10 protein-coding genes are annotated in these 13321 nt (G+C 31.7%); 8 read left to right on the top strand and 2 right to left on the bottom strand.

The window, feature by feature from the left end:
• The first annotated feature begins 2 nt into the window (after window positions 1-2).
• The 8 genes from NK213_RS01465 to NK213_RS01430 all read left to right on the top strand — a co-directional run bounded on the left by NK213_RS01465 (window position 3) and on the right by NK213_RS01430 (window position 12060).
• The gene (locus NK213_RS01465; RefSeq protein ID WP_253346165.1) at window positions 3-4421 is read left to right on the top strand and encodes a PAAR-like protein; all 4419 of its coding nucleotides are present in this window, start codon (window positions 3-5) and stop codon (window positions 4419-4421) included.
• A 95-nt stretch (window positions 4422-4516) separates the two neighbouring features.
• The gene (locus NK213_RS01460; RefSeq protein WP_253346164.1) at window positions 4517-5338 is read left to right on the top strand and encodes a hypothetical protein; all 822 of its coding nucleotides are present in this window, start codon (window positions 4517-4519) and stop codon (window positions 5336-5338) included.
• 116 nt (window positions 5339-5454) lie between these two features.
• On the top strand, window positions 5455-6579 hold the full coding sequence (locus NK213_RS01455; RefSeq protein ID WP_253346163.1) for a hypothetical protein: 1125 nt from the start codon (window positions 5455-5457) through the stop codon (window positions 6577-6579).
• Window positions 6580-6697: 118 nt separating this feature from the next.
• The gene (locus NK213_RS01450) at window positions 6698-7882 is read left to right on the top strand and encodes a hypothetical protein (protein WP_253346162.1); all 1185 of its coding nucleotides are present in this window, start codon (window positions 6698-6700) and stop codon (window positions 7880-7882) included.
• A gap of 100 nt (window positions 7883-7982) precedes the next feature.
• Window positions 7983-9257 (top strand): hypothetical protein, encoded by a 1275-nt coding sequence (locus tag NK213_RS01445; RefSeq protein ID WP_253346161.1) that lies wholly within the window; start codon window positions 7983-7985, stop codon window positions 9255-9257.
• On the top strand, window positions 9241-9969 hold the full coding sequence (locus tag NK213_RS01440; RefSeq protein ID WP_253346160.1) for a hypothetical protein: 729 nt from the start codon (window positions 9241-9243) through the stop codon (window positions 9967-9969). Before NK213_RS01445 ends, NK213_RS01440 begins: the two co-directional genes overlap by 17 nt.
• 30 nt (window positions 9970-9999) lie before the next feature.
• Entirely contained in the window at window positions 10000-10602 is a 603-nt protein-coding gene (locus NK213_RS01435; protein WP_253346159.1) for a hypothetical protein, read from the top strand.
• A 9-nt stretch (window positions 10603-10611) separates the two neighbouring features.
• On the top strand, window positions 10612-12060 hold the full coding sequence (locus NK213_RS01430; RefSeq protein ID WP_253346158.1) for a contractile injection system protein, VgrG/Pvc8 family: 1449 nt from the start codon (window positions 10612-10614) through the stop codon (window positions 12058-12060).
• 92 nt (window positions 12061-12152) lie between these two features.
• On the opposite strand, the gene NK213_RS01425 is transcribed toward NK213_RS01430, so the two are convergent.
• Both NK213_RS01425 and NK213_RS01420 read right to left on the bottom strand, forming a co-directional pair.
• Complete coding sequence (locus tag NK213_RS01425; RefSeq protein WP_253346157.1) at window positions 12153-12413, bottom strand: hypothetical protein; 261 nt, start codon at window positions 12411-12413, stop codon at window positions 12153-12155.
• A gap of 222 nt (window positions 12414-12635) precedes the next feature.
• The gene (locus NK213_RS01420) at window positions 12636-12797 is read right to left on the bottom strand and encodes a hypothetical protein (protein WP_253346156.1); all 162 of its coding nucleotides are present in this window, start codon (window positions 12795-12797) and stop codon (window positions 12636-12638) included.
• Window positions 12798-13321: the final 524 nt, after the last annotated feature.

The following is a 13321-nucleotide window of genomic DNA, read 5'->3' as shown; positions in this document are numbered from 1 at the left end:
ATATGGTATACACTGAGTATAAAGGTAAAAAACTTAATGAAGATGCAATAGAATTTTTTGACAAACTGGGTCAGCATGAGAGTACGAATAATTATAATCTGCTTAATTCATATGGATATATGGGAAAGTATCAGGTCGGAAGAGATATTATGAAAGATTTGAACTGGTACAGTTCCAGTATGGGTTATATTGGAGAAGCCAGAGAAAAATGGGGGATACAGAGCAGAAAGAATTTTTTGGGAAATCCGGCAGCACAAGATGATTTGATAATGAAATCCATGGTAAAAAGGTGGGATTATCTGGATGCATATCTAAAAAAGCATACTAAAAAGGGCATCATGGATTATGTATGTAAGGAGATAACAGTACATCCGCATGCGGTATATACAGATACCAGAGGGAATTCTAAAGGCGGAGAAGCTCTTTTAAGGGTACTTAAAAACGGGAAAAATAAAAAGTTAGGAAACCCAAAAGGGAAAAAATTTTTTATAACAATATCCGGACTTCTTGCTGGAAGTCATTTGACCGGTCAGGGTGGAATGGGGATTTTTTTATCGTCAGGAGGGAGAAAAATACCTACAGATGGCAACGGAACCATGGTTTTAGTTTATATGGAAGAATTAAAGGGTCATGATTTATCAATGATCTGCGGTCATAAGGATAATTGCCGGCTGGATAATATAGCAGTAGTAAAAAATGATTCATTCAAAGACGAGATCATTTTGAAAGAAGAGATGAATAAAGGAAGTAATAAAACAAGTACTGCTGCAGTATCACAGGAAGTGCCGGAGAAAGAAGAAAAAGGTATATATGAATTTAAAGGGCAGAAATACGAGGAAGTATGGGATACGGAATTTTATAAAGAAGATAAAACAATGAGAAAACAGCCTCCTGCTGCAGGTTATGTGGAAGCAGAGGAAGCTGTAATAAAGAGGCTTGAGGAAAAATTTATAAATCCTGATTTATATAATGGTGACTATATTAAATATGTAGAGAGTAAAACCGGGAAAACCATACTTGAGGAAAATAAGGAAGAGATAAATATAATGCTCGCTCTATATGATAAAGCTACAAAAGCCGGTAACAAGCCGGGTAATATAGTGAGGCAGTACGGTTTTGATGTGCTGAGGGGACGTAATGAAAAAAGTGAGCTGCTGAGAATACAGGATGTGGCATACTACATGTATTATTATCCTATTCCGAAAATGGGACAGCTTGAAACACTTGAATATGTATTTAGTAAATTTGCTGCAAAATATGTGAAATTTCCCGATGTTCATTATACTGAAAACAAGAAAACCGGAGAATTTCAAATTGCTCAGATAGCACAGCTAATTAAAGACCCAGGTAAGAAAAAAGAAGAACCGGTTATAAAATATAATCTTCCTGAGAAATATGACAAATATATGGAGAGAGTAAAGGATATAGATGAAATTCTTCTGCGGGTTCCCAAAAAGGAAAAAGAGTATTTTCACAAAATGAGAAGTGAAAATCTGCTGAGAGGACTTGAAATGGCAGGAGAACATAGAAAAAGTTTTTCTGTGGATGAAAACAGTGTAAGAAAATATCCCTTGGCAAGAAGATTTCTGGATAATCTTTTAATGGAATTTATAAAGGTGGAAACGGGATTTAAAGGAGAAAAAGAAGAGAAATATTTTGACGGGCATAAATATCGTGACAGCAATATATTGAGGAATTATTTTTTATGGTATGATGAAAATTTTGGAAGAATTGAATTGCCTCATCCCGATAGAAAGGGAATGTATGACAAGCTTGAGAAGCTTGGGAAAGATATGCGAATTACCACAATGCTTGATATATGGATAAATTCCAAAGAGAGAAATAAAATAAAGCATATAAGAAAAATACATAATCTGATAATTGATAATTATGGTGATTATACTGACGGGAAAACAGCAGGCAGAGACAGGGGAATAATTACGGGGCATTTTCCTGATGTGAAAGAGTTAAGAGATTATGCCGCAGGAAAAGATTCCATGAATTTGTACTCTTTTTACAGGGAATTTTATGATTTGAAAAATATTATTACACCTGCAGATGAGTTTTATGTGAATGAAAACTGTATTTTGAAATGTACATTAGGTGAGGGCATAAGCAGAATAAATGTAAGCAGAGACAGTGTGATTCTGCGCGGCGGTAAACAGGCAAATATCAAAGATAAAAATATACTGCCGTTTAGGAGCTGCAAATCAGCTTCAGCGTGTAAGCCGGAACTTTTGGATATGTGGGAAAAAAATACTGATGCCGAGGTCGGCGGGGTACCTGCTCTTTTGGATATATCTACAATAAAATGCAAGTATGGCGGGATTATCAGCATAGACAATCCGGGACAAAAACAGGGAGAGTCACAGCCTGCTCCTGTAAAGCCTTCTGCGGCAGGAAAAAACGAGAATCAGAGTAAGGGTCAGAACTCAGGTAAAGGCGGTAGTTCTTCGGCTTCAGTGGGGACTGCTAAAACAAATACTCTGAATACCAAGCCTAGTAAAAGGGAAGTGGACTGTGGTTACAGGTCGCTTTTGGAGATATGTGTTGCAATAAATAAGAATTTTATGCAGACATCTTTGAAAAAGGAATGCCAGAATTATAGGAAGTATAAGAAAGACAATGACGCTATAATAGCAGAGAGAAAAAGGCTTTATGGCATATGGAAGGAAGCGGAGAAAGAGCGGATCAGACCCGGAGATTATTTTGGCGAAACTTTGAAAAAGGCAACTATAAAGGAAGCTAAGAGAAGATATGATGATTTTGAAGCGAGAATCAGAGATAAAGAGAGAATTGCTTCGAGGAATTCTGCAAGAGACAGGCGTTTGTTGCTAATGGGGAAAATTAACGCTGCAGCGGAAAGTGCGAATAGTAAAGCTAAAAATATGTCGGTACCTAAAAAAGATGTTAAGGGAGTTTATCAGAAGTATGGAGATACGGCCTGTGATTTTGATAAAAGGAAATTTTATGATACCGGCAGGTTTGGAAGTATTGTTTATGGGTATTTGAAAGCGGCAATGGGAGAAAAGACAGATGAGAAAACATTAAGAGAAATAGAGAAAGAAATAAATCAGAAAGAGGCAGAGGAGAAAAGAAAGAGAAATACATATCCAAATATTGGGGGCGTATCAAATTATGAGACATATGATAAGATACAGGAAAGGCAAATTAAAAAGAGTCAGGAAATAAAGACAAAAGTGGATGTTCAGACATTGGACAGGATTGGGTATGAGTTATATCAACTCATAGAAGAAGTACCAACTGGGAATTCAATATTGGCGAAGATTAGAGAGAAAATGAAATCTGTTACAGGGTGTCCTTTCGGGGAAGTGGAAAGGAATGCGAATCATGGGGGAACCTCTGTTTCTGGGCAAGAGGCGGTAAGTGGAGAAGCTGCTTTGGGCAGCGGGAACTCTGGGAATAATAATTCTCGCGTTGGTCATACAGCTGGCGGGCTTAGCTCTAATAATGGTCATAGTGGTGTTATTAATCCGGGGAATGACCATATGACAGGTGTTTCAGATAGGCAAGGGAATTCCAATCATCAAGGGACGATTGGAAACAGAAATGGAAAGCCGGTTGGTTTAGGATCACATCAAGGTATGATAGTAGGAGACAAATTGCTGGATATTATTAATGGAACTACTGTGAATACTGGTGGGGATAGCCCGGGGAATGGGTTGAGTATGCCTGATCTTGGGAGTAAGCCTGAGAGTGGTGATGTGCAGGTGAAGAAAGGGGAGGGGGAGAAGCCAAAAGAAAATGAAAAAGGAACTTGTTTGGAAGATGATAGATGTCCAAATAGTAACAAAGGAAGGGATATATTTGTTATATTATCAGTTGGGCATGGGATGAGGAATAAAACTACTTATGATCCGGGGAGTGTTTCAAAGTGGGATAAAAACACTGAAATAACAAATGGTTTTTTTGATATTAGCTATTCTCCGCCGTCATCAATAAAATACATAGAGAATACTAAAATTGTGGAATTTCAAACTAATGATATATTACTTAAAAATTATCTGATACCAGCTATGAAAAAATACAATATAAATGGTGACATATTGGCGTATAGAACAAATGGAATAACTAATCATGCTCAAACATTAAATAAAATAGCTGTAGAATTGAAAAAAACATATAAAAAGGTTATAGTATTAGAATTTCATTTTAATGATGCTGAAACAGAGGGTAAAGGAACTGAGATGCTTTATCACAGCGGAAGAGAACAGACAAAAAAATTAGCAGAATGTATGCAGAAAGAAATTGTAAAAAAATTGAGGTTAAGAGATCGTGGATTAAAAGATTGTAAAGGAGGACGTGGTGGTGTCTTAATGCAAGAAATACCTAGTGTTCCAGCAATAATGTTAGAACCCTTTTTTATTTCAACATGGAGTGACACAGAGACTTTTTTTTAAAAAATTCCTGAATATATTGAAGGAATAGTAAATGGAATAATAAGATATGATAATGAAGTATAGCATAAGTAGTAACTTAAAAACTAATATGGGTGGTGATTATAATAAAAGAAAATAAAAAAATAATAATTTTATTAATAATATTTTTTGCATATTTGTCTTTTTCAAAAGATATTGAAAAAGATAAAAAAATATATATAAAAAGAATAGAAAGTCAGATTTTGGATAATGATAAAATTGACTGGAATAATGGAAAAATAGAGTTTTATTATTGTGGCTGGGAAGATGTTGATTCTAATGTTTTTACAATGCTGTATTATTCACCAGAAATATCAAAGGATAGATTTGAAAGACTCGATGTTGCTGATGGAATTCTTCCATTTTTTGTGAGGAAAAGTTATGGAAGATCAAAAGATGGGAGGTATATCGTTGCTGATTTTGAACTTACTACAGATAAAGGAGAAATTTTGACACGAATTCTTAAGACTTATGATATAGAATCTGTGAGGTATCATAGTTTTGAGAATAAAACCACAGTATACTCATTTGAAAGAATAGAAAACTATAAATATCTTGGTACTTTTATGGTTGTTGAAGAATATGAAAATGTAAGAACAGATCCTGTGAATAGTGAAATACTTGATGAAAGAACACCATTAAAACCAAAAGGAATTATAAAAGAATACGATAAAAATGGCAATTTAATAGCAAAAATTTTAAGAATTACTCCTAAACTACAGGTACATCGTGTGTATTTATCTACAGAAAAATTGTATAAAATAGAAGTATTTAATGGAGTTCATGAAAAATTGAGAACTCTTTGGAAAGAAAAAAGTCTGACTACAGATGAAAAAAAGGAGGCAGATATGATAGAAGAATATGAAAAAGGTTATATATATTTTTTGAAAAACAGGTAAAGTAGATTTTATAAAAAGAATATGTATTTAGACGCGAAATCCATGAAATACCATTGAATAATTTAAAAAAAGTGAAAATCATAAATATCAGATATTAATAAAACAGGGAGGTCATCATGAAAAAGGTTATTTGCATTTTATGTATTCTGTTTTTTATAAACGCATTTTCATCATTTACATTCAATGATCAAACTATATTAAATAAAATATATAAAAATGAAAAGATTTATACAGATATTGACTCAAAAAAATTTGTCCTGCGAAAGAGTAAAGGTAAAAGCTATCAAAGAACACAAATAGCAGGGTATAAAGTAATCGGAAACAAAATATTTGTCTTTTTGGAATCCAAAGAAGCAGATGAAAACGGAGAAGTCCTTGACTATAATGGTAATATAGGAGAATTTGATTATGCTGTTTTTGAAATACTAAAAGATAAAAATATCATTTTGAAAAATAAGGGAGAAATTGAAGGTTTTAGCTTAGGAATAGACATTTTTACAGGTGACGAGAATATGAAGTTTATTTCTGTGGGTGATGGAACTGACGGCATGGAGATAACCGTAACATTCTCAAAAGATAGTGAGCATACTAATTCTACAGTATTTGAATTCACTCCTGAAAAAAATAAGATGATCCGGCTTTTTTCTGTGGCAGAGCATAGTTACTGTTCTTTCTTATGTAAAGTTGGAGTGGATAATTATGAATTTAATAAAGAAAAAGGGAAAGATAACTATGATTTGAAAGTCGAAACTAATAATTATATCCAAGATATAGTTGATACTGAACATACACCTGAAAAATTTCTTGTTTCAGAAAAAATAATAAAATATTATACTTTTGAAAAAGGAAAATATGTCTTAAAAAAAGAGGACAAATCACCTAAATATCTGCTTTCTAAAAGTGACGAGGCTGTTTTAGGCTATTTATATGATATTTATGCATGGGATGCTGATTCATCTTATGAAAAATATTATGTCCAGCAGGACATGGAGGATTTTGGGGAATTATTCAAAACTTCTCCAGAACTGAAAAAAGATTTAGTAATTAAAACTTATATTTCACATAAAGAAGATATAAAAGACGGACTTTTGATCACATTAAAGCATATTTTATACAAAGAAGAAGGAAAGATGAATTTTGACATAGCAAATGCCAAAATAACAGAAGAGTATGAAGAAAAAGTATACTTCAAGAAAACAGCACAGGATAAGTGGATACTCGAGGATATAAAAAATCATTAAATTCCGCTGGATAATGTTTATTAAAATTCAGAAAGTGAATATTTAAAGGTGAAAAATAGCAAAAATAATTAACATATCTGAAAAAAAGAATAACATAGATTTTTAGGGGAAGGAGGTTTTGGAAATAGCAAAAGCATTTATTGAATACATAAGGACACAAAAAGAAACTTTGAATAATCTGAAGAATCAAAATAAAAAAGATAGAGAAAAAATGTTGAATGAAATAAACAGAAATATTGAAGGAATGGATTTAGGAATAAAAATATCGGATTTATATGGTGAAATAGTATTTACATCAGTAATTAGAGATAGGTTCAAAGGGAGAATATTAAATTCATTTTTAGAAAAAATATATGGAGAAGAGTACAAAGATGAATTTTGGGAAATACAGGAAGAATATGAAAATACAAAATATACTGAAATTAATAAATTTTTTGATTTATTAGATAAAGTACATGTTTATGGGGAAACAGTTTCTTTAGGAGAACTAAAAGATGGAGAAGTGAATATAGGAGATACAGAAAATATAGGTGATATAAAGAATTCAGAAACGTCAAACTCAGAAACAGAAAATGTACATAAAAAATCCGAAGAATTAAGTAAGGAACTTTATAGTGATTTGAATGACTTTGATGTTATCGAAGCTCCGTATGAAAACATAAATTTAACTGAAAAAATTGAAGAACAGAAAGCAGTTATACAAAGCTCTGGAGAGTATACATTATCAAAAAAATCAGCAGAAAACAAAGAAAGTACAGAAAACGAAGGAAATATCTGTAAAATTAATGATTCAAAACAAGAAAGAGAAAATAATGTTTCAAATTTACAGAAGAAACCAACACTGGAATCAATAACAGAAGAACATGCCCAAAAAAGAATACAAGAAAAAACACAGATAAAGTCTTCGGAGCTTGATAATACAGAGTTTCAAAAATTTGAGAATCTCAAAAAAGAAGTCGAAATAAAAGAAGAAAAATTATTAAAATTAATAAATGAAACAAAAATATTAATTGAAGAAAAAAAGTTTTACAAAGCAGTCAGAAGTTTGGAATTATTGGTAAAAACAGATAAATCTGCAGTTTTAAATAAAGACAAAATAAAATATTCGCTGGAGGGAGTTCTTTTGAGAGTAATACGTTTTTTTGTGCCGAGAAATACCAACAACAGAGAGTATTGGGAGTATTTTACAGACAAATATGATGAAAAAGTAAAGTTTTACAATAACATTGTCAGGCTCAGAAAATACTGCGGGTTAAAACCAAATCTTGAAAATGAAGAATATGAGGTCAAAAGAACAGATTAAAAAAGTCATTAGTTTAATTAACTTATGAAACATGCTCAAAATCATTTCAAAACTTTTAAAAAGGTAATTTGTTATGAGAAAGCAGAAAAGGAGGCGGAAATTGAGATATTTGCAAAACCTTATAGATAATGAACTGAAAAATATGAATGCAGAAGAAAGAGAAACGTATAGAAAGACTTCACTGATTACTTTTCAGATGGTTGTCGATGAACTGGAAGACAGAAAAAAAGAGTTTGAGAGAAGAATTTTTAATTCAGTAGAGGTAAAAGAGAAGGAAACAACTATATACAGCGCTTTGATACCGGAAAAAAATTACTATCTGTATGAAGATTTTCTGTATCCTGTACTGAACAAAGCAGCTTTAACTGATAACAGGCTGGAACCGCTGACGGATAAAGAGAGAATATTAAAAACAGTGTTTATAAAAAAATCATATTCGGAATTAAAGGAACTGGAAGGCAGAATATTCGAGGCGAACATTGTAGGAAATAAAAAATATTATGATATAAATGTGAAACTGGTTCCTGATGAAAGATTTTTGAAGAAGATGCATGAACTTCACGAAGTATTCGATGTAAACGGGATAAATTGGAGAACATTTAATACAGCTTATGCAATGAAAATGTATAAAGTGGTTCAGACAGATGAGAATCCTGATATGGAAGCTGAAATTTCAAAAATTGAGGATTTTAAGGTATATGTGGACTTTGAGGAACTGGACAGCAGTGTATATGATGATCAGATACTTGTATGGAATATAGAAGAAAGAGACATAATAGGAACACACCTTGTGAGACCCACAGAAGACAGAATTCATTATGAGCATATGATAAAGCTGAATAATGAAAAAGATGTGTACATTTACCCGAAAGATCACATATTTTTAAGTTATAAAGAACAGGAAACGCTGTATGTAATAACTGATAATAAAGAGAACAGTATTTGGAAAACATGGATAATAAAAAAGAATGTAAATAAAAAAAGGTTTGAAAATGCGGAATTTCCTCTTTTAGATAATGAAAAAGACTATAATTTTCTGAATTCAATAAGAGCAGAGTCAGATGTGAAAATGAGAAGCGAAGCTGAAGTAAAGAGGATAATAATAAGTTTTAAAGCATTGGAAAATAAAATTATATTCAAAGATTATTATATGACTGATAAAGAACTTGAAAACACACTGGAATGTTACGATATGAACAGTTTTTTAACAGATGAGTTCAAGCTGAAAGGAAGAAAGGAAAATCTTTATATATATTTTGAAATAAAAGAACGGGATTATCTCACAGAAGATCTTTTGAGCTTTATAATGTCAGAACTTCAGCTGAAATTTCATGAATATAACTGTATAGGGGTGGAATATGGAAGGGAAATCTAATAATGAGAGTTTTCAGTATATCTGGTCTTTACTGGTAAATGATAACGGCATTGAAAATGAGAAAATAAAATTCGTAAAAAGTCGTATGATATCGCCTTATTTCGAACTGAATCCGGAAAATATAAATGACATTATATCTGAAAAAAACAGCAGGGAATACCAGATAGAAACAAATCCTTTTTTCAGATTTGATGATATTTACAGTTATTTGCTAAATCCGGATACAGCAGCAGAGGATAAAAATCTTAAAGAAAGCCTGTTGAATATCACTTTGCATTTATTAGGGAATTTTGATCTATATGAGGGACAGACCAAGAAAGATTTTTATTGTAAGGAAATAGTGAGAAATATAGAAGATGGAGTTGTCGGAGAAAAGGTGAAAAATAACTTTTCATTTTTGAATATGAAAGAAAAACTCAGTATAGCAGAGGTATTTTTGGAATTTAACGAAGGAAGAAACCAGATTAGATGCCTGAAAAAAATCATAAAGAAATTTTTTCCTGAATCAATTGTGTATGATAATAAATATTCAGATAAAAATATAGTTATTTATCTGGGGCATAAAAAAGATATGAAAACAAGAAAAGTAACCGGAATTATTAACGAATTGTTCATACCCCTCGGACTTAGGCCGAAATATTTTTATGAGTATCATTTTGGGGTGTTGGGCGTGGAAGAAACGCTGGTAATCGGGAGTATGGCAGTTTATTAATATTAATTTTTAAAATATCGGGGTGAAAAAATGAATTTTAAAATCAGTATATTCAATAATAAAAGTGACGAAAATAATCAGGATGGAATGATACTAACTTCTGATGAAATAATTTCAGTGAAATACAGAACAAGAACAGCTGAGTACAGGAACTTTGCAAATACAGACAGCGAGGTAGTGGTGAGAATAAGGGGTAAAATGCTTTCGGGATTGAAAGAATCAGATGGAGAAGACTCTTTTACGGAGATAAATTCTGTGCTGGAAGAGTATAGAAATAACAACTCCGAGAGCAGTACAGCCGGAATAAAAAAGCCGTATCAGGAGAAGTTAAAACTTTTGAATGATAATGTATTTCAGGATATTAAAAAATTTGACCCGGGTAATTTTTATGAACATAATAAAAGAAATATCACCGGACTTACAAAGTGGGCTCTTGATTATAAAAGCGACAATGAGTATAAAGATGTGATAATGGAGATAAATCTGGGTAATGATAAAACAATGGATTTGCTGTTTGAAAATATGTATGTAAGGAATTTTGAGCAGGAATTTGATATTGAAAAGGGAAACGGTGAATTTATTCTTGAGCTGAAACAGAAATATTACAATGGAGATAAAATAAAAATTGAGTAGGGGGTTGAGATGGATTTTGAGAGATACGAAAAGGGAGATATGACCGTTATACTGAATGAAAATGAAATGAAGGGCAGTATGATCAGGGATTTTTTTATATACGGCGATATAAATAAGCATAAAATTCTAAAATTAGGCGTAGAACTAGCAGAAGAAGATGAAAGTGTGTACAAAGAACTAAATCAGATAAAAGACTGTAAAATAGAAATCTGTCTGAATAAAAGCAATGAAAATAAAAAAACAGAGAAAGTGATAGTTTTCAGCGGCTTTATAAAAAGATCGAGATATATAAACTACGGCAGCAAAGGCAGAAGATTCGAGGCAGAAGCATATTCGAAAAGTGAAAAAATGGACAGGGAGGAAAAATACAGAGTTTTTCAGGATGTCAGATTGACATTCAGACAAGTTGTCAGTGAAATAGGAAAAGAATATAAAAATGAAAAAATAGATATATTATTCGCAGATGAGGCGGAGACTGCTATAGGTAATCTGATAGTGCAGTTCGGGGAGACTGACTGGGAGTTTCTTGTGCGGATAGCTTCACATCTGGGATTGGGCATACTGTCCACATATGGGGGGACACTTACATTTGGTTTTGTTAATGCTACAATTGTTAAAAACGAAGATATGAAATATACAGATTATGAGATGATAAGAGAAGATGAACAGATGAGTTACAAAATTTATTCGACACAGGTTTTTAATATAGGAGAAAGTGTAAGTATAAAAACCCTGGAAGGCGAGAATGAATTTATAATAAAAAGCGGGAAAACAGAACTCAGACATTCCGTTTTTCTTGGTGAATACGAACTGGTTCCTGATAATTATAAATTGAAAAGAATAAAAAATATAAATATCAGAGGATGTGTAATAGAAGGAAAAGTGGAAAAAGTCTTTGAAAAGGATAATATAGCCGTTATGCATGTATTATTTTCGCAGGGCCTTGCAAAGCTGGGGAAGAGCTATGAAGACTATGGTTTTGAGAGATTTACCATTCCGTACAGTGTTTTTTACAGTACCACTAACACTGGTCTTTTTTGTACTCCAGAAATCGGTGACATAGTAGATGTCTTTTTTCCGAATGAAGAAGAGAAATTCGTTCGTGTAAACTGGAGTGTGAATAATACAGGAAGCGGAAGATTCAGCGATCATACCAAAAGAAACTTTCATATAAATGAAGGGGATTTTAATATGGTAATTGATAAAAATGAAATAAGTATATTATCAGGAAAATCCTGTAAACTGGAATCGCCGGATATTATAGAAGAAGCTGATAAAATAATACACAGGGGAACGCAGAGCTATATTGCAGTTTCTGACGGTATCATGGGGATAGAGGCTTTGGAAGACCTGCTTCTTTACGGTAGAAATCTCGTTTTGAAAGGAAAAGAAGAGTCAGTGGTTATTGAATCCAAAGAAGATATAAGATTAAAAGGGGAGAAAATACATAATAATTAAAAAAAAACGGCTTTCAAAATATCATATATCAAAAAAAGAAGTCAGACAAAGACTTCTTTTATATTTATGTTAATAGAAGGTAGTAATATGATTTAGTCGGAGAATTCGTCAATAACATTTCCGGCGTGGGTGCCGTGAATAAAATAACGATACTTTATTTCACCGCATAATTCATGAATAAGATCAGTAATAACCTCAAAATCAGGACTGGTTATCTGCTTTGTCTTTTTTACTGCATTAAGTTTATCAAAAAGCTTTTTTTCTATTCTGTCAATAGAGGAATTATCAGTGTTGTTTTCATATATGCTTTCCAAAAAATGAAAAAGTAAATCTTTTTCCTTAAATTCATTCATAATAAATACCTCCCCTGATATTTGTGTAAAAAATTATTTAAAAATTAAAATTTATTATAATGATATAATAGCACTTTTCTCTGAAATACGCAAATCTATTGATAAAAAGTAACTTACTATACTTTTGTAAGAAAAAAAGAGACTGTTTGAAATATACTTTCCGGATAAATTTATCCCGAAAAATCCTATATTAAACAGTCTCTTCAGATTTATAGCAATACGTTACCATAGTATCAGGAATGAGCCGATTAACGGTATAGTAAGCATAAAAATAAGGGCTAATTCCAGCATAGTCGGTTTATTTCTATTTCTGACATGAAATTTTACGATCATTAAAATAATAAACCATATAAGAACGCTAATAATTATTAATAATTCAAACATAATCCCACCTCCGGAAAGAAAAACACTTTCTCTGAACCTATTATACATTATTTTTTTTAATATTTAAAGATATATTTGTATATAGAATCTTCTGTATTTTTATAAAAAAATATAAGAAACTGCAAAAGAATCAATAACAAAGAGAATACAAAGAAAATTAAAAATTGAAAATTAAATTTATTTTTATTTTTTTAAATAAAAATTACTGCAATGTTTAATCTGTAAATTGACTAAAGAGCAGATACGTGCTATATTTAAAGGGAAAGAAGTGAATAAGGAAAGGAGGATTTTATATAAATTACAGCGCTAAACAACAGTAGTTTTTTATTTTGAAGAATTACTGGAAATACAGGATTTTGCTTTCTTTCAGCAGTAAATTGGTATAAGATACCGAAAATTACAGCAATATTGTAAAAATGAACAATATATCACCGGATTTATAAAAAATCTGATTTTTTCAAATAATTGTATAAAATTTTGAAAAATGAATAAAATGTAGTTCATTGGATACAAAAATTATTTTT

Source organism: Sebaldella sp. S0638, from assembly GCF_024158605.1.
In the GTDB taxonomy this organism is placed as follows: domain Bacteria; phylum Fusobacteriota; class Fusobacteriia; order Fusobacteriales; family Leptotrichiaceae; genus Sebaldella.
The sequence above is the reverse complement of the archived record's forward strand: the minus strand, read 5'-3'. Positions and strand labels throughout refer to the sequence as shown.

Bases quoted from the DNA above. Each gene is read 5' to 3' on its own strand.
- NK213_RS01455 (WP_253346163.1), top strand. From the start codon at position 5,455: ATGAAAAAGGTTATTTGCATTTTATGTATTCTGTTTTTTATAAACGCA.
- NK213_RS01430 (WP_253346158.1), top strand. From the start codon at position 10,612: ATGGATTTTGAGAGATACGAAAAGGGAGATATGACCGTTATACTGAAT.
- NK213_RS01435 (WP_253346159.1), top strand. From the start codon at position 10,000: ATGAATTTTAAAATCAGTATATTCAATAATAAAAGTGACGAAAATAAT.
- NK213_RS01420 (WP_253346156.1), bottom strand. From the start codon at position 12,797: ATGTTTGAATTATTAATAATTATTAGCGTTCTTATATGGTTTATTATT.
- NK213_RS01440 (WP_253346160.1), top strand. From the start codon at position 9,241: ATGGAAGGGAAATCTAATAATGAGAGTTTTCAGTATATCTGGTCTTTA.
- NK213_RS01425 (WP_253346157.1), bottom strand. From the start codon at position 12,413: ATGAATGAATTTAAGGAAAAAGATTTACTTTTTCATTTTTTGGAAAGC.
- NK213_RS01465 (WP_253346165.1), top strand. From the start codon at position 3: ATGGTATACACTGAGTATAAAGGTAAAAAACTTAATGAAGATGCAATA.